The organism is Fusicatenibacter saccharivorans (assembly GCF_015557635.1).
Taxonomy (GTDB): domain Bacteria; phylum Bacillota; class Clostridia; order Lachnospirales; family Lachnospiraceae; genus Fusicatenibacter; species Fusicatenibacter saccharivorans.
The window spans coordinates 372,051-395,325 of the sequence record NZ_JADNOP010000001.1 but is presented as its reverse complement, the minus strand read 5'-3'; the positions used below and the strand labels follow the sequence as shown (position 1 = coordinate 395,325).

General features: G+C 48.0%; 20 protein-coding genes. 19 read left to right on the top strand and 1 reads right to left on the bottom strand.

Annotated features, from left to right (window positions below; genetic code table 11):
• Positions 1-19: 19 nt before the first annotated feature.
• The 10 genes from I2G42_RS01780 to I2G42_RS01735 all read left to right on the top strand — a co-directional run bounded on the left by I2G42_RS01780 (position 20) and on the right by I2G42_RS01735 (position 10,255).
• Entirely contained in the window at positions 20-196 is a 177-nt protein-coding gene (locus I2G42_RS01780; RefSeq protein ID WP_082424435.1) for a YccF domain-containing protein, read from the top strand.
• Between the two features lie 201 nt (positions 197-397).
• Positions 398-943, top strand: coding sequence for a hypothetical protein (locus tag I2G42_RS01775; protein ID WP_022463305.1), 546 nt, complete (start codon positions 398-400; stop codon positions 941-943).
• 153 nt (positions 944-1,096) lie between these two features.
• Positions 1,097-2,017 (top strand): aminoglycoside phosphotransferase family protein, encoded by a 921-nt coding sequence (locus tag I2G42_RS01770; protein ID WP_055218190.1) that lies wholly within the window; start codon positions 1,097-1,099, stop codon positions 2,015-2,017.
• A 313-nt stretch (positions 2,018-2,330) separates the two neighbouring features.
• A complete protein-coding gene (locus I2G42_RS01765) occupies positions 2,331-3,881 on the top strand; it encodes an ATP-binding cassette domain-containing protein (RefSeq protein WP_055218189.1) in 1,551 nt (516 codons plus the stop codon).
• Positions 3,882-4,104: 223 nt separating this feature from the next.
• Complete coding sequence (locus tag I2G42_RS01760) at positions 4,105-5,394, top strand: ATP-binding protein (protein ID WP_195530652.1); 1,290 nt, start codon at positions 4,105-4,107, stop codon at positions 5,392-5,394.
• A 124-nt stretch (positions 5,395-5,518) separates the two neighbouring features.
• Positions 5,519-5,911 (top strand): nitroreductase family protein, encoded by a 393-nt coding sequence (locus I2G42_RS01755; protein WP_117760384.1) that lies wholly within the window; start codon positions 5,519-5,521, stop codon positions 5,909-5,911.
• A gap of 32 nt (positions 5,912-5,943) precedes the next feature.
• Positions 5,944-7,047 carry a glycerol dehydrogenase gene (locus I2G42_RS01750; RefSeq protein ID WP_117760383.1) on the top strand — a complete coding sequence of 368 codons (1,104 nt, stop codon included), beginning with the start codon at positions 5,944-5,946 and terminating at the stop codon, positions 7,045-7,047.
• Positions 7,048-7,307: 260 nt separating this feature from the next.
• A complete protein-coding gene (locus I2G42_RS01745) occupies positions 7,308-7,991 on the top strand; it encodes a response regulator transcription factor (RefSeq protein WP_022463300.1) in 684 nt (227 codons plus the stop codon).
• A complete protein-coding gene (locus I2G42_RS01740; protein WP_243109116.1) occupies positions 7,988-9,586 on the top strand; it encodes a sensor histidine kinase in 1,599 nt (532 codons plus the stop codon). Before I2G42_RS01745 ends, I2G42_RS01740 begins: the two co-directional genes overlap by 4 nt.
• A gap of 120 nt (positions 9,587-9,706) precedes the next feature.
• A complete protein-coding gene (locus I2G42_RS01735) occupies positions 9,707-10,255 on the top strand; it encodes a TetR/AcrR family transcriptional regulator C-terminal domain-containing protein (protein WP_055218182.1) in 549 nt (182 codons plus the stop codon).
• A 21-nt stretch (positions 10,256-10,276) separates the two neighbouring features.
• Here I2G42_RS01735 and I2G42_RS01730 read toward each other — a convergent pair whose 3' ends face one another.
• Positions 10,277-11,299 carry a hypothetical protein gene (locus I2G42_RS01730; RefSeq protein WP_055218180.1) on the bottom strand — a complete coding sequence of 341 codons (1,023 nt, stop codon included), beginning with the start codon at positions 11,297-11,299 and terminating at the stop codon, positions 10,277-10,279.
• Positions 11,300-11,595: 296 nt separating this feature from the next.
• On the opposite strand from I2G42_RS01730, the gene I2G42_RS01725 reads away from it, so the two are divergent.
• The 9 genes from I2G42_RS01725 to I2G42_RS01685 all read left to right on the top strand — a co-directional run bounded on the left by I2G42_RS01725 (position 11,596) and on the right by I2G42_RS01685 (position 23,274).
• On the top strand, positions 11,596-12,396 hold the full coding sequence (locus I2G42_RS01725; protein ID WP_055218178.1) for a PHP-associated domain-containing protein: 801 nt from the start codon (positions 11,596-11,598) through the stop codon (positions 12,394-12,396).
• Positions 12,397-12,488: 92 nt separating this feature from the next.
• Positions 12,489-13,661, top strand: a complete 1,173-nt coding sequence (locus I2G42_RS01720; protein ID WP_117760381.1) for a metallophosphoesterase — start codon at positions 12,489-12,491, stop codon at positions 13,659-13,661.
• 387 nt (positions 13,662-14,048) lie between these two features.
• Positions 14,049-15,383 carry an aspartate--tRNA(Asn) ligase gene (aspS, locus tag I2G42_RS01715; protein WP_330418062.1) on the top strand — a complete coding sequence of 445 codons (1,335 nt, stop codon included), beginning with the start codon at positions 14,049-14,051 and terminating at the stop codon, positions 15,381-15,383.
• A 323-nt stretch (positions 15,384-15,706) separates the two neighbouring features.
• Positions 15,707-16,165, top strand: a complete 459-nt coding sequence (locus tag I2G42_RS01710; RefSeq protein WP_022463293.1) for a cyclase family protein — start codon at positions 15,707-15,709, stop codon at positions 16,163-16,165.
• 230 nt (positions 16,166-16,395) lie between these two features.
• Entirely contained in the window at positions 16,396-17,853 is a 1,458-nt protein-coding gene (locus I2G42_RS01705) for a radical SAM protein (RefSeq protein WP_055226489.1), read from the top strand.
• 269 nt (positions 17,854-18,122) lie between these two features.
• Positions 18,123-19,034 (top strand): AAA family ATPase, encoded by a 912-nt coding sequence (locus tag I2G42_RS01700; RefSeq protein ID WP_119198148.1) that lies wholly within the window; start codon positions 18,123-18,125, stop codon positions 19,032-19,034.
• 11 nt (positions 19,035-19,045) lie between these two features.
• Positions 19,046-20,833 (top strand): cobaltochelatase CobT-related protein, encoded by a 1,788-nt coding sequence (locus tag I2G42_RS01695; protein ID WP_119198149.1) that lies wholly within the window; start codon positions 19,046-19,048, stop codon positions 20,831-20,833.
• 237 nt (positions 20,834-21,070) lie between these two features.
• Positions 21,071-21,532, top strand: a complete 462-nt coding sequence (locus tag I2G42_RS01690) for a MarR family winged helix-turn-helix transcriptional regulator (RefSeq protein WP_022463288.1) — start codon at positions 21,071-21,073, stop codon at positions 21,530-21,532.
• On the top strand, positions 21,526-23,274 hold the full coding sequence (locus I2G42_RS01685) for an ABC transporter ATP-binding protein (RefSeq protein WP_022463287.1): 1,749 nt from the start codon (positions 21,526-21,528) through the stop codon (positions 23,272-23,274). Before I2G42_RS01690 ends, I2G42_RS01685 begins: the two co-directional genes overlap by 7 nt.
• The last annotated feature ends 1 nt before the right edge of the window (position 23,275 follow it).

Sequence of the window (23,275 nt, the reverse complement as noted above, 5' to 3'; positions counted from 1 at the left end):
CGTCAGGGGAGATGCGGATATGAGAACTTTGGGAAATATTCTGTGGTTTATATTTGGAGGCATGTTCGGCGGACTTGCATGGATTTTTGCAGGATGCATCTGGTGTATTACGATTGTTGGAATTCCGTTTGGACGGCAGTTTTTCAAGATGGCAAGGCTTTCGTTTATGCCATTTGGCACGAGTGTAATTGGATAAAAGGTGTATGGAAAAAGATCGGGTTACCGGTCTTTTTCTATGCGTATCATGAGGCGGCCATTCCTTTGATGCAAATAGAAACATGATAAAAGTATTGCGCAGCAGAATAAAGTATGATACAATAAATTTACAGAAAAAATAAAGAAACGATAGAATATTTAGTATTAATTAAAAAATCAGGAAACAGAAGGGGGGAAGTTTATGAAGATAAGACAGACAATCTTTTTATTACCTTTGTTTTTGCTGGCGGGCTGCGCATCTGCAGGAGGATCACAGAGCAGAGATCTGGATTTAAAGGAACTCTGTACAGAGGAGCAGGTTTTCCAGTATGCGGATTTTGAATGGGGAACGGATTCGGAACAGCTTTTCAAACAGAGCTCCCTGAAGTTTGATGAAAAAGATCTGGGACAGGGTGATGAGAGCAGCACAAAGACATACGAGAGCAAAGAAAAATTTTCCCTGGAAAATGCAGAATCTAACATGGATCTGGAATTTTCGGACGGTCAGCTGAGTCAGGTTTCCTTTACTTTTGACATCGAACAGGATGCCAATACATGGATTCAGAAAGAAGTAGACGAACTGAATTCTTTATACGGCGGAGGAATTGCAACTGGACTCGGAAATCAGATTTATCAGTGGCAGGGGGAGCAGGATACGGTTCTGCAGCTGACGGCTTTTACGGAAGGGGATGAAAGCGCAACCGTTATCTTAAGCGTGGCATCGATGGAATACTCGATTGGATCATAAAATTGACAGATACGGGCGCATCAGACGGCAATGTCTGGTGCGCCTGCTTTTTTGTGAAAAAACTTTCCAAAGCTTTTAAAAGCCAGAAAGATAGAATGACAAAAGTGTCACAGATGTGATATAGTAATAGAATAATGTGAAAAAGAGAAGGATTTGACAAAAGAGATGGAGTTAGGAAATTTTCAGAAATCAGTAGATTCAGATGAAATCAAAACAATGGCATTTGAAATCATCGGAAAACCGGTGAAAGCGGTTTCCCGCATCTGCGAGCAGTGGGGCGAGGCGGAAGATGAAGTGCGGGAGTACGATGTGTATGTGATCGAGACAGATGCAGGAAAATATACACTGAAGAAAACCGGCAGCAAAGAAGCGCAGATTTATGCGCAGTATCTGTCAAAAGGAGAGTTTCACGTACCGCAGTATGTCGGCATGCGGCAGGCAGAGGATGCGGACTGGATCTGCATGAAGTATGTAGAAGGAAACGACATGCGGGATATGACGGACGAGACAACAGAAAAAGCGGCAGAAACCTTAAGTAAAATTCAGTCGTATTTCTGGACACCGTCGATGGACAAAGCGCCGGAAAATGAAGTGGAGCAGAGATTTGTCGAATACTGGAAACGCGTTCTGCGCCGAGCATCGTCCGTAGCGGATGATCCAATTCTGCGGAAAGTGTATCAGATGTTCCTGGACCGCCAGCTGACTTGTCCATGTACAATGTCAAACGGTGATTTCCTGCAGTGGAATGTGATCTATGACGGCGAAAATGTTGTCATGATTGACTGGGGATTTGGTGGAATGATGCCGTATTCTCTGGACATTGCAAGATTCCTGGCACATGCGACCGAGACACGGAGTACTTTCCCGTTCTACATGAACGATGCACAGAAAGAGCTGTTTCTGGATCGGATGTATGAAGCGTTAAAGACAAAGATTTCACGCGAACAGTTCAATCTGGATGTGAAGCTGGCCACGCTGAATGAGTATATCGAGTTTGTGGAAGCAGAAGAGGACGAAGACGGCTGGTATCTGGAGCATGCACAGGCGCTGGCAGAGGAACTTCTCAATTTGTAAAAAAACGGATTGCATTTATCTGTAAGTTGTCCTATAATAGGGAACAGAAAATAAAAAGAAAGAGCACCATTGGTGTAAAGGTGAGGGAATGTTTCTGCGATAATCGACTTTAAGAAAAACACAAAGAATGGACAGCCTGGAAAACAGGCCTGTTTTTCGTGTACGCTTAAAGACGAGAATCGCTGAATCATTTCCCTTTTTTATGAGAATAGAACAGGGATATTTTTTTGCGGGTCTGTTTTGCGTACGCAGGACAGGCTCGTTTTGCGTAAAAAAGCAGAAAAGAGGCTGCCGGAGCAAAGGGGGCTTCTGTATGATGCAGATAAAAAAATTAACACTGACACATAAAAAAGATCTGCGGGTGATTCTCGAAGATTTTCAGCTTGTACTGAATGACGGTGATAAGGCCGTTATCATTGGAGAGGAGGGAAACGGAAAATCGACGCTGCTGAAGTGGATGTACGATCCCGCACTGACGGAAGATTACATCGAATCCACAGGCGAGCGCATCATCGGAAAGGAGCGGCTTGGATATCTGCCACAGGAACTTCCGGAGGCGGAGAAAACGAAGACGGTGTATGAGTATTTCTATGAAAAAGAAAAGTTCTGGGATCAGACACCGAAGGATCTGGCGGTGCTGGCAAGAAAATTTGGTCTGACGGAAGAGTTTTTCTATCGGGATCAGCAGATGAGGGAGCTTTCCGGCGGCGAGAAGGTGAAAGCGCAGATGATGCGTCTTCTCATGGAGGATGCCACGGTCCTTCTGCTGGACGAGCCGTCAAATGATATTGATCTTGCGACACTGGAACTTCTGGAGAAACTGATCCGCGAATGGGAGCATATTGTTGTTTTTATTTCGCACGATGAAACGCTGATTGAAAACACGGCAAATATGGTCATTCATATTGAACAGATTGTGCGGAAGACAAAATCGAGATACACGGTTGCGAAACTTCCCTATCGGACGTATGTAGAGGAGCGCCTGCAGAATTTCGAGCGCCAGGAACAGAAGGCGCAGAGTGACAGGAGAGAGAAAGCGCTGCGCGATGAGAAATACCGAAAGGTATACCAGAGCGTGCAGAACGCCTTGAACAACTGTTCCCGTCAGGCACCGTCCGTGGCGAAAAATCTGAAGGACAAAATGCATACCGTAAAGGCGATGAACCGCAGATTTGAAAAAGAAGATGCCAGCATGACAGAAATGCCGGAGCAGGAGGAAGCGATTTACTTCCAGCTTGGAGGAGCAGAGGCAGCCATGCCCGCCGGGAAAACGGTCATCGAATACCGTCTTCCGAAACTGGAAACGCCGGATGGAGAGCGGGTTTTGGCGGAAAATATCACCTTAAAGATAAGAGGACCGGAAAAAATATGCATTGTCGGCCCGAACGGGGCAGGCAAGACAACACTGCTGAAAAAGATTGCGACAGAGTTGAAAGCACGGGAAGATCTCCGCGTAGATTACATGCCGCAGAACTACGAGGATCAGCTGGATCTTTCCATGACGCCGGTCGATTTTCTGGATTCCACCGGGGAGAAGAGTGAGAGGACGAAGATTCGGACGTATCTCGGATCGCTGAAATACACGGCAGACGAGATGGATCACCCCATCCGCGAACTGTCCGGCGGCCAGAAGGCAAAAGTATTGCTTCTGAAAATGAGCCTTGGCAATGCCAATGTGCTGATTCTGGATGAACCAACCCGAAACTTTTCACCTCTGTCCGGACCGGTGATAAGAAAGATGCTCCGCGAATTTCCAGGCGCCATCATCAGCATTTCGCATGACAGGAAGTATATCGGGGAGGTGTGCGGGAAGGAGTATCTGCTGGAAAAAGACGGACTCAGACTGATCAGAGAAGAAAAATAAAAATATTCGATAACGAAAAATACGACGGTGGCTGGCCGTCGTATTTTTCCGTGGAGAGATTATGTTTGTCTTAAGAGAAGGTTTTACAGCAGATTCTGTTCCGGTGAAGTCGGGAAAAATGTTAATTTTATATTGAATTAGGTCTGGAAAAATGTTAAATTAGAGTAAGAATAACCAGGGAAAAATGTGAAATAATAAAAAAGAGAAATGGAGGAAGATCAGCATGCGTCGATTTGCAATGGATAAACTATTAGACTGGAAGAAAAAAAGTAACAGAAAACCACTGATTTTAATGGGAGCCCGGCAGGTTGGTAAAACGTGGTTAATGAAAGAATTTGGTAAGACATATTATGAAAAAACCGCCTACATTTCTTTTTACAATAATCAGAGAATGCAGGCGGTTTTCGATACGGATTTCGATATAAAACGTATTATTATGAACCTCAATATTGAATCAGGCGTAACGATTACCCCAGAGAATACATTGATTGTTCTGGATGAAATTCAAAATGCACCAAAAGCGTTAGAATCTTTGAAGTACTTTTGCGAAGAAGCACCGGAATATCATGTAATAGCAGCAGGTTCACTTCTTGGTGTGGCACTTCATGAGGGAATATCCTACCCGGTGGGAAAAGTAGATTTACTGGACTTATATCCATTCAATTTCAGAGAATTCCTGTGCGCTATGGACGAAGAAGGACTGGAAAGCGCGTTGGAAACAAAAGATTATAACTTGATTGACAATTTTTCAGATAAATATTTGTTCTGGTTAAAAAATTATTATTATACAGGAGGCATGCCAGCAGTTGTGGATGCATTTCGGCTGAACAAAGATTATGCAGAGGTACGACAGATACAGAGTGATATTGTACGGCAGTATGAGGGTGATTTTGGAAAACATATCAAAGCAAAAGTTCTCCCAAGAATACGAATGGTATGGGATTCTATTCCGATGCAGCTGGCGAAGGAGAATAAAAAATTTTTCTTTAGACAGATAAAGAAAGGAGCCAGAAGCAGCGAATTCGAAATAGCAATTCAGTGGCTTCTGGATTGTGGATTAGTATATAAAGTCAACCGGGTAAATGAGCCTCATATGCCGCTGAAGGCGTATAAAAATATGAATGCATATAAATTATTCGTACTGGATGTAGGACTGCTCGGAGCAATGAGTGAACTGCCAGCAGAATCCATATTGGAAGGTAACGATATTTTTGTTGAATTTAAAGGCGCGCTTACAGAACAGTACGTTCTGCAGCAGTTAATTTCAGATACCCCTTATACGCCATATTATTATGGAAATGAAAAAGCAACTTTCGAGCAGGATTTTCTGATTCAGAAGGCAAAGAGTATTGTGCCGATTGAAGTAAAGGCAGAACAGAACATTCGATCCCATAGTCTTAAAACATATTGCGAAAAGTTCCAGCCGGAAGAAGCAGTTCGATTTTCAACATTGAAGTATAAAGAGCAGGAGTGGATGGTAAATATACCATTATACGCTGTTTGTAACTTATAAATTAAAACAGCTATAAATCCCACGAAAGAAGGTGATCCCCATGCCATTTAAAATCATCCGAAACGACATCACAAAAGTTCATGCCGATGCGATCGTCAACACAGCCAACCCTTAGCCAATTTACGTGAAAACGTATCAGAGGGGCGGTTACTTTAATCAAAGCCAGACGTTCCACCCGTTTTACCAGCCGGAGCAGATCAAAAAGGAAGAACTGGACAAAATTCTCGAAGCCGACAGCATCGCTGATGACAGCACAATCCAGAATGCTTTTTACGATGCCCCGACAGTTGTCTATCTGTTTGCACCGTATACCTACCCAAACGACGCACAGGACTGCTGCGTTGCAAAATCATTTACGATCAGGCAGAATAAACCGAAAAATCCCGGGAAATATGTGAACTTCCTGGGTGCTTTTTGGATGGAAATATTCTTGCAATTTTACAGCACAGTTATTATAATAAAGACAAGTTCTGCAGTAAACTCGTTTTTCGCAGAAAACGCCAGAAGCGGAGGATGACGTTCAAAAAACAAAAAAGGAGCGTAAGAGAAATGGCAAAAATTTTAATCAGCCCTTCCAAATATTTACAGGGCGCAGGGGAAATGAAAAACATCGGAACATATGCTGCAAAATGCGGAAAGAAAGCACTGGTTCTGATCAGCCAGGGAGGCTACAGACGGATCGGAACAATGATCGAAGAAAGCTTTGCGGGAAGCGACTGCAACGTTGTTTTTGATTATTTCAACGGCGAGTGCTGTGAGAGTGAGATCAACCGTCTGGTTGCTATCGTGAAAGAAAAAGGCTGTGATCTGGTCATCGGTGTCGGCGGAGGCAAAATTTTTGATACCGCAAAAGCAGTTGCCTACTACGCAGAAAAACCAGTATTCATCTGCCCGACCATCGCATCGACCGATGCACCGTGCAGCGCACTGTCTGTTGTATACACAGAAGAGGGTGTATTCGAGAAATACCTCTTCCTTCCGGCAAACCCGAACCTGGTTCTGATGGACACCGACATCATCGTAAAATCTCCAGTCCGCCTGACCGTAGCCGGAATGGGTGATGCACTTGCCACCTATTTTGAAGCAAGAGCCTGCCAGAGAAGCGGAGCTACTTCCTGCGCCGGTGGAAAAACAACCGAGGCAGCGATGGCACTCGCGAAACTCTGCTTTGACACTCTGATGGAAGAAGGTGTAAAAGCCAAAATCGCTCTTGAAGCCGGCGTATGCACCCCGGCAGTCGAGAAAGTCATCGAGGCCAACACCCTCCTTTCCGGAATCGGTTTTGAAAGCGCAGGCCTCGCAGGAGCCCACGCCATCCACAACGGCTTCACCGTACTCGAAGAGTGCCATCACATGTACCACGGTGAAAAAGTAGCCTTCGGAACCCTGACTCAGCTCGTCCTGGAAAACGTACCGCTCGATGAACTCGAAGACATCATCTTATGGTGCATCGAAGTCGGTCTCCCAGTCACCTTGGCTGAACTCGGTGCCGGAAACGTAACCGACGACCAGCTCATGGAAGTAGCCAAAACCGCATGCGCAGAGACCGACACCCTCCACAACATGCCATTCGAAGTAACCCCGGAGACCGTCTTCGCCGCCATTAAAGCAGCCGACGCCTACGGTAGATACTATCTCGACGAAGAAGAATAACCCGTATGAAAAAAGATCTCCTGCCAACCCCAGGAGATCTTTTTTCATACCCAAATTTAATCAATACAAAAAATAGAAGTTTCCAACTCCCTTTCTATATGTTAAAATAAACTCACCCCATTTCACAGAAAAAACATAAACCCATGTTAAAGTAAAATGGTAAAAATATCAAACATAAAAACACAACGAGATTAGGAAAAAGCACGAGCGGGCGGGCAGCCGTTTTTTTTCCGTCCGTCAAATAAAGGAGACTTTCAATCATGGACAAATTAAAAATCCTAGTAGTAGACGACGAAAGCCGTATGCGCAAACTTGTCAAAGATTTTTTAGTAAAAGCCGGATACGACGTCATCGAAGCCGGTGACGGCGAACAGGCCGTAGACACCTTCTACGCCCAGAAAGACATCGCCCTCATCATCCTCGACGTCATGATGCCCAAAATGGACGGCTGGCAGGTCTGCCGCGAAATCCGCCAGAACTCCAAAGTCCCGATCATCATGCTCACCGCCAAAAGCGAAGAACGCGATGAACTCCTCGGCTTTGACCTCGGCGTAGACGAATACATCTCAAAACCATTCTCCCCGAAAATCCTCGTCGCCCGCGTCGAAGCCATCCTGCGCCGCAGCGGCAAAACCGGCGAAGACGACGTATTAGAAGCCGGCGGCATCCGCATCGACAAAGCCGCCCACATGGCATCCATTGACGGAAAACCAATGGAGTTAAGCTATAAAGAATTCGAACTCCTCACCTACTTCCTCGAAAACCAGGGAATCGCCCTCTCCAGAGAAAAAATCCTGAACAACGTCTGGAACTACGACTACTACGGCGACGCCCGCACCATCGACACCCACGTCAAAAAACTTCGCAGCAAAATGGGCGACAAAGGCGATTTAATCAAGACCATCTGGGGCATGGGCTATAAATTCGAGGCGGACGAATCATGAACGGAACAGAAAAACAAAATGAGACTTCCATGGAGATACCTGCAGAAGATTCTCGTGTGACAATGGGAAACCAGACGGAGAAAAAGCACCGGTTTCACTTGAAAATGCCACAAAAGGGAAGAAAACACTCCGTCAAAAAACGAATTGCCTACACTTTTATTGCGACCATGGCGGCTACCCTGCTTATCATCGGCCTGATCAATTACTTCTTTCTCGGGTCCTTTTATATCCGGGATAAAGAACACATTCTGGCAGAGAGCTTTCAGAAACTGAATGCGACAGGCGGAGACAGCGACGATATCCCTGATACCTTCGAGCAGTTCTGCGTTACCAACAACCTGAAAGTCATTATCACCGGACCGGAGCTCAGCAGCTTCGTCTATTCCAACGCAACCGACCGCCAGAGCCTCCAGACCCTGATCTTCGGCCTGATCAGCGGAAACGAGCAGGCAAATACCAAAGTCGTTGACAGCAAAGACAACTATCAGATCCAGAAATTCTACGACAGCCACGCCGATGCCGAGTATCTGCAGATCATCGGCTGGTTTGACAATGGAAACTGCTACTTTGCAAGATGCCCGCTGGAGAGCATCACGGATGCGGTCGGCCTTTCCAACCAGTTTTACCTCTTTATCGGCATTCCGATCATCATCATCGGTGCCATTGTGATCTGGATCATCACCCGCCAGATCGTCCGTCCGGTGCAGGAGCTGACCGAAATTTCGAAAAAAATGGCAGCCCTTGACTTCGATGCCCGCTACGTGAGCGGCGGAAAAGACGAGATCGGCGAGCTTGGAAACAACTTCAATGTCATGTCCGAACAGCTTGAGCAGGCGATTTCCGAGCTGAAAAGTGCGAACGTTGAGCTGCAGAAAGATATTGACAAAAAAACGCAGATTGATGAAATGCGCCGCGAGTTTCTCGCAAATGTCACACATGAGCTGAAAACCCCGATCGCTCTGATTCAGGGTTATGCGGAAGGCCTGAAAGACAACATCAACGACGACGAGGAAAGCCGCGAGTTCTACTGCGATGTCATCATCGACGAGGCGGCAAAGATGAACGAGATGGTCAAAAAACTCCTGAACCTGAACCAACTCGAGTTCGGTGAGGATCAGGTCAATATGGAACGGTTCGATCTGAACGCCGTGATTAAAGGCGTGCTGCAGTCCTCCGACATCCTGATCCGCCAGAAAGAGGCAAAAGTGCTCTTTACCGGCGGCGACCCGCTCTATGTCTGGGGCGATGAATTCAAAGTCGAGGAGGTTATCACCAACTATCTGACGAATGCCCTCAACCATCTGGACTACGACCACACGATTGAGATCAGCTGCAAAAAAGAAGGGAATGTCGTAAAGACAACCGTTTTCAATACCGGGGACCCGATCCCGGAGGAGGATCTCGACAAGGTATGGGTGAAATTCTTCAAGGTGGACAAAGCGAGAACAAGGGAATACGGCGGAAGCGGCATCGGCCTTTCCATCGTAAAAGCCATTATGGATTCCTTCCAGCAGCAGTGCGGCTGCCAGAATTACGACAACGGTGTGGCATTCTGGTTCACACTGGAGGCAGATGGAAAAACGGAAGAAGCATGATTGCAAAAAGCGTGCCAGAAAAAGGAAATACAGCCTTTTCCTGGTGCGCTTTTCTTGCATAAAGGAAAAAGATGGTGTAGAATAATAGCACAAACGGTCGAAAAGAGAGGGAGAGAAGAGATGGCGGATTCCAACAGTACAAAGAGTGCGCTTGCAGATGCAATGAAAAAATTGATGGTATGCAAGTCTTTTGCGAAAATCAGTATTTCAGATCTCTGCGAGGAATGCGGTCTGAACCGGAAAAGCTTTTATTATCATTTTAAAGATAAATACGATCTGGTAAACTGGATCTTTTATGTGGACTTTCTGACAAACATGGGCGGAAAGAACTTTGAGAATGAATGGGATGTGCTGGTGGCGGTCTGCAATATTTTCTATCAGAATAAAGCATTTTACCAGAGTGCCCTGAGGATCGAAGGGCAGAACAGTTTTAAGGATTACTTTTACGAGATGCTCGAGCCGGTCATGGCGTTTTTTGTACAGGATCTCTTTCAGGTACAGAATCAGAAACTGTTTGTAACGTTCTTCTGTGATGCCTTCCTGACCGCGGTTCTGCGCTGGTTTTCCATGGAAAGCGAGCTGGAACCGGAAACGTTTGTCGAAGAACTGAAAGAAGTGATATGCAGATCATCAGAAAAAATAGCAGCCAAAGCGGAACCAAAGAAATAAAATTCCGCTTTGGCTGTACTTTTATGCATCTGCGAGCAGTTCACGGTAAAATATATTCCGAAGAGACAACTCTTCAAAGGAAACGGTGGGCGTATCGAGTGTGCGGGCCATGTGATCCGGCAGAAGCAGCAGATACGCCGGATTGGCGGTGATAATCTGCTCAATTTTGCGGGAGTCTTCCTGCACTTCGATCGGGAAGAATGGCTGTATGGGGGTGAAGCGGTACTGTTGAACAACATCGGAAACAGCCCGGATACTTTCTTTTGAGCACGAATCATCTGCGACCAGAAAGAAAAAGACACTCTGTTCCATCTGGGAATACAGGTGGTCAAAAGAGAGCAGATAAGCGGCAGCATCTGCATCCTGATAGACTTTGTGCATACCGAACAGCGTTTTCTGACGGCGCAGGGCTTTTGCCATGGAAGCCGTTGAGGGGGCATCAATTGGAAGAGAAACCATCAGGTTCGGGCAGGATAAAAGCAGTTTCTGCTGTTTTTCGGTAAGCGGCGTATCGGAAAGAAACCAGAGAAACGCGCATTCCGGATGCGACTGGATAACGGCAAGGTAGGATTCCATATCCTCATGATGATCCATGGAGCGGAGCTGATAAGAGTAGATGCCGTATGTCAGACCGGTTCTGACCACGGATGCAAAAAACGAGGAATCGTAAGTGTCCGGGATGCGGCTGTCGAGACGGAGCTTGACAACCCAGGGAACAGCAAAGGAAAGTTCTTTCTGCTTCTGGCGCAGAATCTGCGCACCGTAGGTAAAACTGTTGTAGCCGATGTTGATGCCGAACTGACGAAGCGCTTCCGGATCGTTGCTGCGCAGCAGAAAGTCGATCGCCTGATAATACGGGCTTTCATCGTTGCGCAGAAGATCCTGAAAAATGGCAAAAATCTGATTCTGAAAGCGGCCGCGGGAAAATTGGCGGCCAAGATCGCAGAGCTTGCGGACGCTGCGTTTCGGATCTGCGTCCATCTCCACCATCGCGCGTGCAACTGTTGTGTCGATCAGTGCGCGGGTGATGTCCTGTGAATTCATAATGTGTTCCTCCGATCAAGTAAAATAAGCTGTTTTTATCATAGCAAAAAGAACACGGTAAAAACAGGGACAAAGAACAGGAATTGTCTAAAAACTCCATTCTTTAAGGAAAATTTACCAGATCTTCAGAAGAAATTTCTTTTTCTTTTGTGGAAAAAGTGGTAAAATAAAGTTAGATGGTACAAACTATCGATTCTGCCGCGCCAAAAACGCGGCGGAACCATCCGAAACGATTCCAGAAAAATAGGAAAAACGAAATGGTTTTCGAACATGGAAGATAAAAGGAGGCGTTTTGCATGAAATTTGATATGCACTGCCACACAAAAGAGGGTTCGATGGATGGAAAAGTCATGATTGAGGAGTACATCCGAACACTGAAACGAAAAGGATTTGGAGGAATGTTGGTATCCGACCACGATTCCTATGACGGATACCGCGAGTGGAAGAATGCCATCAAGGGAAGAGCACACCAGGATTTTGTGGTATTAAAAGGTGTTGAGTACGATACGTGCGACTGCGGCCACATTCTTGTGATTATGCCGTTCGGCGTAAAATTAAAAATTCTGGAGCTGCGCGGCCTGCCGGGATCGATCCTTGTCAAGATCGTCCATGCGTACGGCGGAATTTTAGGACCGGCGCATCCGTACGGCGAAAAATTTATGAGCATGATCAGCACGAATGAACGGAAGAAAAAGTATCAGCAGCGGATTGCCCAGCTTCTCCCGCAGTTCGATTTTGTTGAAATTTTCAATGCGTGTGAAAGCGCGGAGACGAACGCAAAAGCGAAACGGCTGGCGGAGAAATTCAATAAGCCCGGCTTTGGTGGAAGCGATGCGCACCGGCTGGACTGCATCGGAAAAGCGTACACCGAGCTGCCGGATACCATCAGAAGTGAGGATGATCTGATCGCCTACGTAAAAACGTGCCCGCAGATCGAATGCGGCGGCGAACATTACAACGGAACGACGAAAGACCGGATCGGCCGCCTGAACATGGTGCTTGTGGATTCGTTCTATTTCTACAACAAACTTGCAAATGGCTGGCGCTGGCGGAAGCGGAGACGTGAGCTGTTTGATATCATAGAGAAAAAACTCTGATGAATGCCTGGCAAAAAGCGTGCCGGAAACGTTTCGTTCGGCACGCTTTTTCCTGCCCTGTATTTGAATCGAAAAAGAGAGGAAACATACGTATGCTTGCAATATTTCTTGCGCCGGTCTACATACTGGCAAATGTATTTACCGCCTACTGGCTGCTGCGGTGGATGAAGGAGGTGCATCCTCTGTTCCGCCATCCGGCCGTGCTGGGTGTCATTTTGGTGCTGTATGCATTTTTTGCACTTTCCCTGCTGACGAGCTTTCTGATCAAAAGAGATCCCGTTCACCGGATTTTAAAGGTCATCAGCAACTGCTGGCTCGGCATGTATCTGTATTTTCTTGGCTTCACCGCGATTCTGGTGCTGCTGCGCTTCATTTTTGCGCATACGGTACTGACGAAAACTTGGCTGTATTCTCCGATGGGATTGAAAGCGGTCGGCCTTGGCGCGATCCTTTTTGTGACGGGAATGTGCATCTATGGAATGGTGCATGCAGTCCATATTTACACGACACGATATGAGGTTCCATCGAAAAAGGATGCACATCTGAAAATTGCGCTCGTCGCAGATCTTCATCTGGGGTACAGCATCGGCAGTCATCAGATGGAAGAGATGGTGGAAAAAATCAACGCTGAGGAGCCGGATGTCGTTGTGATTGCCGGGGATATTTTTGATAATGAGTACGATGCCATCTATGAGCCGGACCGCGTGGCGGATCTTCTGGCGGGCTTAAAGAGCCGGTACGGCACGTACGCCTGCTACGGCAACCACGATCTCGATGAGAAGATTCTCGCGGGCTTTACGTTTGAGACGAAGGAGGAGCGCGTCGCCGACCGCCGGTTCGGTGAGTTCCTGGACCGCGCGAAGATTCATCTGCTGGAGGATGATGTGGTTTGTATCGATGATGCCTTTTATCTGGCGGGCCGAAAAGATCCCGACCGGATCCGCAAAACGCAGGAGACACGCGACACGCCGTCCGAACTGCTTACCGGACTGGACCAGTCGCTTCCAGTTTTTGTGATTGACCACCAGCCGTCGGAGCTGACCGAGCTGGCAGAGGCAGGCGCAGACCTTGATCTTGGCGGCCATACGCATGACGGACAGCTCTTCCCAGGAAATATCCTTACCGGCCTGATGTGGGAGAATGCCTGCGGGATGAAGAAAGTCGGAGACATGTACAGCATCGTCACATCCGGCGTGGGTCTCTGGGGACCGCCGATGCGGATCGGGACGAAAGCGGAAGTGGTGATCATCAATTACGGAAAATAAGGGTTGACAAAACCGGAACGCAGAATTATAATACAACAAAACTACGAAACAGAGGTTATCAACGATGAACGAGATGCACAGCGTACAGATGCACAGGGACGACGATTGATAGCGCTTGTATCAAAGTGAAGACTACTATACTTCACAGGTACAGGCGCTGATTGTGTTGTACCTGTGTGGAAGATAAGGCAAAGGGAAACCACACTGGGAGAAAAAGAAATACCCCGTGTGGTTTTTCTTTGCCATTTTTTATCCATGCGGGAATGACTTGAAATTTACATCAGAGAAGGGTTGTGATCGTATGGGACATACAGATTATGTCCATATGGATTTTCTGCTGATTTTGCGGCGATAAAGAAAAATCAGAACAGAAAGGCAGAAAAGACTATGAAGACAGAAATGAATACCGTAAAAGTAAGAAAAACAGAGGAACTCGAAGCAGAGCAGTTAGGAGCACACATCGGCGAAATCGTGCGGCTGCATGGAAGCATTTACAAAATCCGAAAAATGAGCTCATTTGCATTTGTGCTGCTTCGGACGAAACGGCAGATGGTACAGTGCGTGTACGAGCCGGCGTATGCCCGGTTTGCATTGGAGGAATTAAAAGAAGAGGCGTGTGTCCGGTTTACCGCGGAGGTGATCCGTGAAGAGCGTTCCAGAAGCGGGTATGACCTGCATCTGTTAGACGTGGAAATCCTCTCCGAGCCGGAAGAAGTACCGCCGGTTGTCATCAACCAGAAGCGGGTCAACACTTCCATCGAGAACCTGCTGGACTATCGCCCAATTACGCTGCGCAACGAAAAAGAGCGCGCGATTTTCCAGATCCAGGCAAAGATCTGTCAGGCGTTCCGCGAATTTCTGGATGGACAGCACTTCACCGAAATCCACACACCGAAGCTCGTAGCGGCGGGAGCCGAGGGCGGAGCTAATATCTTCTCTTTGTCGTATTTCGGCGAACAGGCATATCTGGCGCAGAGCCCGCAGTTTTACAAGCAGATGATGGTCGGCGTCTTCGAGCGTGTCTACGAGATCGCACCGGTCTTCCGGGCGGAGAAGCACGACACGGCGCGTCATCTGAACGAATATACAAGCGTGGACTTTGAGATGGGCTATATCGAGAATTTTGAGGACATCATGGCGATGGAGCAGGAAATGCTGCGGTACACATTTGGACGGCTGCAGGAGACATGCGGAGCGGAGCTTTCGCTTTTAAAAGCAGAGGTGCCGGTGATCACGGAGATTCCGAGAATCCGTTTTTCCGAGGCGAAAGAGCTGGTGAGCCGCGTATACAAAAGAGCCTTTTCGGAGAAACTGGACTTTGAACCGGAGGAGGAAAAACTGCTGTGCGAATACGTGAAGAAAACGACAGGCAGTGACTTCGTATTTGTGACACATTATCCAAGCGCCAAGCGCCCGTTCTACGCGATGGACAGCAGAGAAAACCCGGCAGAGACGGAAAGCTTTGACCTTCTGTTCCGCGGCCTTGAAGTGACGACCGGCGGCCAGCGCATCCACAATTACCGGGAGCAGGTGGAAAAGATCGAAAGCCGCGGCATGCATGTGGAAGCGTTTGAGAGCTATCTAATGATGCACCGCTGCGGCATGCCTCCGCACGGCGGTCTCGGTCTTGGGCTGGAGCGGTTTACGGCACGGCTTCTCGGATTTGAAAATGTGCGGAACGCATCCCTGTTTCCAAGAGACATTCACCGTCTGATTCCGTAAACCAGAAGAGTGTAAAAAACTCCGGCGAAGCTGTGGCGCAGATCCACGGGCTTAGCCGGAGTTTCATAAGATTTCCCTCCCTTTTGAAAGATAGCGTAACCGTTTGGATATTTCTATTATACACCAGGGGAGTGAAAATGACAAATTGTTTATTGCAGATAGGATTGCTGTATAAAAGTCAGAATTTTTGCAGAAATGAGCCTTGTAAAGCGTCCGAAAATAGGCTATACTAAACAAGGTTTGGCTGCCGGCAGAATCTGGCAGTATCGGCAAATATTGGAAAAAAGAAAGACGGGAGTTTCCCGGTTTGAGGATAGGAAAATATGAAATTATATGACATTTCCGGAGAGCAGTTTTCCGCAATGGACGCGCCGCGTCATCTGATGACGGAGGAAGGAACGGCGCAGACGACGCTCGATCGGTCACTTGGCATCTGTCAGGTGGCGGAGCTTGAGGGAAAAGTGACAAGAGAAGTGCTCGAGGAGGTCATGGAAGAGGACTGTGAACGTCTTCTGATCCGCGGCGATGCGCAGATTACACGCGATGGGGCAGATTACCTGGCAGAGAAAAAATTGGTGCTGCTCGGTGTGGAGCAGGAAACTGTCGGAAATGAGACATCGGGGAATGATGTTCATCAGCAGCTGCTGAAAAAAGGTACGGTGATTGTCGAAAATCTGAATCTGGAGAAAGTGACCTCGGGTCATTATTTTCTTGTGGCTGCTCCGGTCAAAAAGAAACACCAGTACGGCGGACCGATCCGCGCGGTTCTGATCGAAAATTAGAAAATGCTTTGTGTGAATCTGAAAATGCAATGTAAAATATAACGGAAAGAGAAAAACAGGAAAAAGTGTTCCCTTGTGGGACACTTTTTTTGATGTGTCCAAAACGAGGGAATTTTGGGTTGTATTTTCCAAATATGGAGAATATAATGGGAAAAAGCCAGGATGTGGTATTCAAAACCAGATCAATTCCGGGCGAAAATATTAAACTATTACAAAGGAGATCGTGAACAATGGATGCAAAAATGAAAGTAGAAAGAGCCGCTGCAGGCGCTGCGATCGATGGTGTTTTAAAATATGTGAATCACGGAGACGACAGAACAAAAGCGCTGTTGAATCTGACGGATTTTGTACAGAAATTTACCGGAAATATGTTTGCGGAGAAAACCTTCGACAACATCCGCACCATGCTGCAGAATCCGGACAACAAATGGGTACAGTATGTCAACCGCGGACTGGACGAGCTGGATCCGCAGGTGATCAAAATGACTGCTTTGAACCTGGGATTCCAGGCAGCTTTCGTCGGAACGAAACAGATCCGTATGAACCGTGAAAAATACAACTGCAACATCCCATGGACGATGCTGATGGACCCGACAAGTGCCTGTAACCTGCACTGCACCGGATGCTGGGCAGCAGAATACGGCCACAAGCTGAATCTTTCCTATGAGAAACTTTCTGATATCATAAGCCAGGGAAAAGAGCTGGGAACCTACTTCTACATGTTCACCGGCGGCGAACCGCTTGTGCGCAAAAAAGACATCCTGCGTCTGGCAGAAGAGCATCATGACTGTGAATTCCACTGCTTCACCAATGGAACCCTGATCGACGAGGAGTTCTGTGAGGCGGTTCAGAAGCTCGGCAATATCTCCTTCTCCCTGTCTCTGGAAGGCTTCGAGGAGGTCAACGACGGACGCCGCGGCGAGGGTATTTTCGATAAAGTTCTGGCAGCCATGGATCTGATGAAAAAACACGGTCTGCTTTTTGGTACTTCCATCTGCTACACAAGAGCAAACCTCGAGACCGTTACAAGTGACGAGTTCCTGGATCTTTTGATCGAGCACGGATGCCGTTACAGCTGGTATTTCCACTTCATGCCGGTCGGCATGGACGCTGCACCGGAGCTGATGCCGACGGTTGAGCAGAGAAAATATATCTATCACAGACTGCGTGAGATCCGTTCCGATAAGAGCGACAAACAGATCTTTGTTATGGACTTCCAGAACGACGGTGAGTTCGTCGGAGGCTGTATCGCAGGAGGAAGAAACTACTGCCATATCAATGCAAACGGCGATGTGGAGCCGTGTGTTTTCATCCATTACTCCGGCGCCAACATCAACGAAGTTTCCCTGATCGAAGCACTGCAGCAGCCGCTGTTCCAGGCATACCGCGATGGACAGCCGTTCAACCGCAACCACCTGCGCCCATGTCCGATGCTCGAAAATCCGGAACTGCTGCGTGAGATGGTAGAGAAGACCGGCGCGAAGTCAACCGACCTGCAGTCTCCGGAGAGCGCAGAGCATCTGTGCGGAAAATGTGACCTGTATGCTGCTGAGTGGAAAAAAGCCGCAGACGAGCTGTGGGCAGAGAATCCGCATCACAAACAGAGATATGAGAACTATAAGAAAGAGAACCTGGACGAGGAGGCAAAAGCTTCCACAGAGGAAATTCTTTCCGGAATCCGCGGATAATGCGATGCATGAACTGAATCAATGACAGAAATAAGACGCCGGGAAACGGGATAAAGCCTGTTTTCCGGTGTCTTTATGTTTCAATTCAATTCAATCTATAGCAAGACCCGAAAATAATGCAAAAAAGGCAGTGCTGCAGAGCGCGAATTTTTTGCATTATTTTCGGGGATTACTATAAGTCCGACAGGTCTTGCAGAAAAAAGGCAGATCCCGTATACTGGTAGAAGCAAAAAGATATTTTAACGACAGAGAGGATTAAAAAATAGAAGATGAACGATTCATTTTTACAGGAACAGGGCGTGAGCGGGGCGTTAATTGAGAGCGTGCGGAGATTCCGCGAGAGCTATCCGGTGGCGGAGGGCTTAGAGAACCGCATGAGTACGCCGGAAATCCCGTTTTTTGGAAAAGAGATTCTGGAGATGGCAATTGCCGCGCTGCTGCAGGGCGAAAATCTGCTGCTGACCGGCGAGAAGGCAACGGGAAAAAACGTGCTGGCAGAGACACTGGCGTATGTTTTCGGAAGACCGACGTACAACGTTTCCTTCCATGTAAACACAGGAAGTGCCGAGCTGATCGGAACCGATACGTTCCAGAACCAGGAGGTCACACTCCGGAAGGGCAGCATTTACCGCTGTGCAGAGGAAGGCGGTTTTGGCATTCTCGATGAGATCAACATGGCGAAAAACGATGCAGTCAGTGTTCTTCACGCCGCGCTCGACTACCGCCGCATTATCGATGTGCCGGGCTACGATAAAATTCCGCTTCACCCGGCGGCGCGGATGATCGGAACGATGAACTACGGCTATGCGGGAACGAGAGAGCTGAACGAGGCGCTGGTGTCCCGCTTTCTGGTGATTGACATGCCGTCGCTTACGGAAGAGACACTGTTTTATCTGATGCAGTCAAAATTCCCGGATCTGAAACCGGCGGCACGCGATGCGCTGGCCGGTCTTTACCTCGATCTGCAGAAAAAGGCAAAACAGGCGGAAATCACCACGCGTGCGCTCGACCTCCGCGGCCTGTTCGGAGCGATCGGTACGATGCGCCAGGGGCTGTCCCCGTATCTTGCGGTGCAGATCGGCATTGTCAATAAATGCTTTGACCTGTTTGAAAAAGAGATCGTGCGGGATGTTGTGCGCACGCGGATTCCGGAAGAGTGGACGCCGCAGGATATTTTTTAGAGGAAATACGTATGGTGACAGAGGAAACATTAAAAACGCATGAGATGGAGCTGGAGAGCCGGATCCGCAATCTCGTCTGGACCGTCAGCGGCGACTACACGCTGAAGCTGAACCCGGACGTGGAGCGGTATGCGAAAGAGCCGGATACGGTGCTGTACGATACGATCCGCCAGGGTGCCTTTTCGTGTTACTTTGATCGGGAAGCCTACAGCCTGTATCTGGTGAAGAAGGTTTACAGCGGCGCAGCGGAGGGAGAACTGATGATGCTCGCCCAGCTGGTGACGGAGGAGGCCGTATCGAAGCGGCTCGAAAGCGAGCGCCCCGGTGTCAAGGGCTTTCGAAGGAGAGCAGCGGAGGAAATACTGGACCACTCGTTTGAATCTTTATCCAAAAATGAGACAGGGCGCCTGAAACTGGAGTATCTGCGCGGAAGAAGAGAGGAGGACGAGGAAAAAAGCCCTTCATACTCGGGGAAAACGCGGGAGTGGATGGAGCTGCTGAAGCACGCATCCGAAACAGCGGATACAATGGAACTGATCCGGGTGACGGACGAGCTGTACAATAAGGTCGTCGATCCCGCATTTGTGAAAAAGCACGGTGATCTTGCCTCGGTTCTTGCGGTAACGATCGAGGAGCTCACCGAGTATTCCTGGAAGGATTTCATTTCGGAGGAACTGTACGAGGACGGGCTCGAGACATATCTGGAGCGAGTTTCGCTTGATATGACAAATTTCACATCAAAAGAGGCGGAAGAGAAGAAAGAAAAAACAGCGGGAAGCGATACCAAAAAGGTCGTTGTCGTTGATGAGAAAGCGCTGGCACGGATGTATCAGTACATTCAGCGCAATTACGGAAAAACGTGGCTCTCGGAGAGTGAGGAGAAAAGCCGGAATTACCAGCTCTGCCGCGGCATCCACAGCGACTGCAGCCTCTATTACACGGAGGGTGTGCTGAAAAATCCGGTCGGAAAGTATTATCAGCTCTCCTACGCGCAGAAGCAGAAGGATAAAAACCTTCATGCCTATTACGACCAGCACCGCGCGGTGCGGCAGAACATTTCGCTGCTGTATCAGGAACTGAAAAAAGCGATGCTGCTGCAGGAGGACCAGTCGTTTGCAGATGCAGACCACGGAATTTTACAGCCCGCGCGGATGTGGAAGGTGGGACGGAGTCAGAATGCGGATCTGTTCCGGCTGGAGCAGCGGCGGAATTCGCTGGATTTTGTCGTGGATATTCTCGTGGATGCGAGCGGTTCCCAGCGGCCGCGCCAGGAGAATGTGACACTGCAGACGTACATTCTGGCGGAGACCTTAAGCCGCCTGCACATCCCGTTCCGCGTGATGAGCTTCTGTACGTTCTGGGATTACACGATTCTGCACCGGATGCGCGATTACGACGATCCGCGGGAGAAGAACAGCAATATTTTTGAGTATATTACATCATCAAACAACCGCGACGGGCTTGCTGTCAAGGCGGCGGGGATGGATCTTTTAAAACGCCAGGAGGACCGGAAGCTGCTGATCCTCTTAAGCGACGGAAAGCCGTACGATGTGCTGGTGAACCGGCCGAATGCGAGAAATCCAAAGCCGTACCGGGATGACTATGCGCTGCATGACACGGCAACTGAGGTGCGGCGCCTTAGGCAGCAGGGTGTCTCGGTGCTTGGGGTCTTTGTAGGCGAGGAGACGGAGCTTATGGCGGAGCAGAAGATTTTCGGCAAGGATTTCGCATATGCGCGCGACATCCGCAACTTTTCCCATATGGTGGGAAGCTATTTAAGAAGAAAAATCGAAGAATAAACGAGCGGAATGCTCCGGGCGGAAAGTGGAAAACTTTTATCCGGAGCATTTTTTTCAAATTTTTTTACGCAAACAGGTTGACATTTCCCACAAAACCTCCTAGAATGTTCTATAGCGAACTGTTTAATATGAAACAGTTATCTATAGAACAGTTGCTTATAGAACAGTCCTTGTTCAAACAGTTTTATAAAGAACAGATGGGGACGGCAGCAAAGGGGAAAGGAGGAAAAAAGCAGCGTGTGTTGTAAAAAAAGAAAAATCGGCCACGAACTGCGGACGCTGGACAATATGATGTCACGGAACCTGATGGCAGCCGCCAGAGAGCGGGGGGTCGATGAACTGACCGCCATGCACGGATGGATTTTAGGGTATCTGTGCCGGAACGAAGACAAAGATATTTTCCAGAAGGATATCGAGGCGGAGTTTAAGATCTGTCGGTCCACCGTGACGAATATTTTAAAGCTCATGGAGAAAAAGGGCTACATCCGACGGGAGTCCGTTCCCTATGATGCACGTCTGAAGAAACTGGTGCTGACCGATACCGGAAGAGAGCTTCACGAGAAGACGAAAGATATGATCGATATTCTGGAAGAACAGACAATTGAAGGAATTGCAAAAGAAGATCTCGATACCTTCTACCGTGTCATCGACCAGCTCAAAAGCAATGTAAAAAATATGTTAGGAGAGACATCATGTTAAAAACACTTGGAGCACAGGTAAAAGAGTTTAAAAAAGCCTCCATTGCCACTCCGCTTTTCATGATTCTGGAAGTTATCATGGAGATGATCATTCCTCTTATGATGGCATCCATTATCGATGATGGTGTAGAAAAAGGCGATCTCCATCACATCTACGTGGTGGGAGCGTTCATGGTGGCAGCAGCAGCCATCGGTCTGTTTGCCGGTATCATGGGCGGAAAATATGGAGCAAAAGCGTCTGCCGGATTTGCAAGAAATCTGCGTCAGGCCATGTTTGAAAACATTCAGGAATATTCATTTTCGAATATCGACAAATTCAGCACCGCAGGTCTTGTCACCCGCCTGACGACAGACGTCACCAACCTGCAGAATGCCTATCAGATGATTCTTCGTATGTGCATGCGTGCACCGTCGAGCATGATTATCGCGATGATTATGTCGTTTTATATCAATGCACGTCTTGCAAGCGTTTATCTGGTAGCCATTCTTATCCTCGGAACGTGTCTGTTTTTGATCATGCGTTCCGCGATGAAATATTTCGATCAGGCATTTCCGAAGTACGATGAGCTGAATGCGAGCGTACAGGAAAACGTATCCGCCATCCGCGTAGTAAAAGCGTATGTGCGTGAGGATCATGAAACAAGTAAGTTCCACAAAGCAGCAGAGAACATCTACAAAATTTTCTGTAAAGCAGAGGAAAACCTTTCCTTCAACGCGCCGCTGATGCAGCTTACCGTTTACAGCTGTATTCTTCTGATCAGCTGGCTCGGTGCGAAGATGATCGTCGGAAGCAGCCTGACAACAGGAGAGCTGATGAGCCTTCTGACCTACTGCATGAACATTTTGATGAGCCTCATGATGCTTTCGATGGTATTCGTTATGATCACGATGAGCCTTGCGAGTGCGCGCCGTATTACCGAGGTTCTGAATGAGAAGAGCGATCTCGACAATCCGGAGAATCCGGACTTTGATATTCCGGACGGAAGCATTACCTTCGATCACGTCTACTTCAACTACAAAAAGGGAGCAGGCGAGCCGGTTCTTTCGGATATCAACCTTTCGATCAAATCCGGTGAGACCATCGGTATCATCGGCGGAACCGGAAGTGCGAAGACGAGTCTTGTCAACCTGATCAGCCGTCTGTACGATGTCACGGAAGGCTCCATCAAAGTCGGCGGAAAGGATGTCCGTTCCTACGATATGGAAACTCTGCGAAATGAAGTAGCCGTTGTTTTACAGAAAAATGTGCTGTTTTCCGGTACCATTCTCGACAATCTTCGCTGGGGTGATAAAAATGCTTCGGAAGAAGAGTGCAAGCGTGTCTGCCGTCTTGCCTGCGCTGATGAATTTATCGACCGGATGCCGGAGGGCTACAACACCTACATCGAGCAGGGCGGATCCAACGTATCCGGCGGCCAGAAACAGCGCCTCTGTATCGCACGAGCGCTGCTGAAAAAACCAAAGGTGCTGATTCTGGATGACAGTACAAGTGCTGTCGATACCGCAACCGATGCAAAAATCCGGAAGGCATTCCTGACCGAGATTCCTGAAACGACAAAGCTGATCATTGCACAGCGTATTTCCAGTGTGCAGGACGCAGACCGTATCATTGTCATGGAGAACGGAAAAGTAAATGGTTTTGGAAGCCATGAGGAATTACTGAAAACCAATGAAATTTACCGGGAAGTATATGAGTCTCAGACCGGTGGCGGCGGAGACTTTGACGAAAAGAGAGGTGAGTAAG

Bases quoted from the DNA above. Each gene is read 5' to 3' on its own strand.
- I2G42_RS01780 (WP_082424435.1), top strand. From the start codon at position 20: ATGAGAACTTTGGGAAATATTCTGTGGTTTATATTTGGAGGCATGTTC.
- I2G42_RS01775 (WP_022463305.1), top strand. From the start codon at position 398: ATGAAGATAAGACAGACAATCTTTTTATTACCTTTGTTTTTGCTGGCG.
- I2G42_RS01765 (WP_055218189.1), top strand. From the start codon at position 2,331: ATGATGCAGATAAAAAAATTAACACTGACACATAAAAAAGATCTGCGG.
- I2G42_RS01760 (WP_195530652.1), top strand. From the start codon at position 4,105: ATGCGTCGATTTGCAATGGATAAACTATTAGACTGGAAGAAAAAAAGT.
- I2G42_RS01750 (WP_117760383.1), top strand. From the start codon at position 5,944: ATGGCAAAAATTTTAATCAGCCCTTCCAAATATTTACAGGGCGCAGGG.
- I2G42_RS01745 (WP_022463300.1), top strand. From the start codon at position 7,308: ATGGACAAATTAAAAATCCTAGTAGTAGACGACGAAAGCCGTATGCGC.
- I2G42_RS01740 (WP_243109116.1), top strand. From the start codon at position 7,988: ATGAACGGAACAGAAAAACAAAATGAGACTTCCATGGAGATACCTGCA.
- I2G42_RS01735 (WP_055218182.1), top strand. From the start codon at position 9,707: ATGGCGGATTCCAACAGTACAAAGAGTGCGCTTGCAGATGCAATGAAA.
- I2G42_RS01730 (WP_055218180.1), bottom strand. From the start codon at position 11,299: ATGAATTCACAGGACATCACCCGCGCACTGATCGACACAACAGTTGCA.
- I2G42_RS01725 (WP_055218178.1), top strand. From the start codon at position 11,596: ATGAAATTTGATATGCACTGCCACACAAAAGAGGGTTCGATGGATGGA.
- I2G42_RS01720 (WP_117760381.1), top strand. From the start codon at position 12,489: ATGCTTGCAATATTTCTTGCGCCGGTCTACATACTGGCAAATGTATTT.
- aspS (WP_330418062.1), top strand. From the start codon at position 14,049: ATGAAGACAGAAATGAATACCGTAAAAGTAAGAAAAACAGAGGAACTC.
- I2G42_RS01710 (WP_022463293.1), top strand. From the start codon at position 15,707: ATGAAATTATATGACATTTCCGGAGAGCAGTTTTCCGCAATGGACGCG.
- I2G42_RS01705 (WP_055226489.1), top strand. From the start codon at position 16,396: ATGGATGCAAAAATGAAAGTAGAAAGAGCCGCTGCAGGCGCTGCGATC.
- I2G42_RS01700 (WP_119198148.1), top strand. From the start codon at position 18,123: ATGAACGATTCATTTTTACAGGAACAGGGCGTGAGCGGGGCGTTAATT.
- I2G42_RS01695 (WP_119198149.1), top strand. From the start codon at position 19,046: ATGGTGACAGAGGAAACATTAAAAACGCATGAGATGGAGCTGGAGAGC.
- I2G42_RS01685 (WP_022463287.1), top strand. From the start codon at position 21,526: ATGTTAAAAACACTTGGAGCACAGGTAAAAGAGTTTAAAAAAGCCTCC.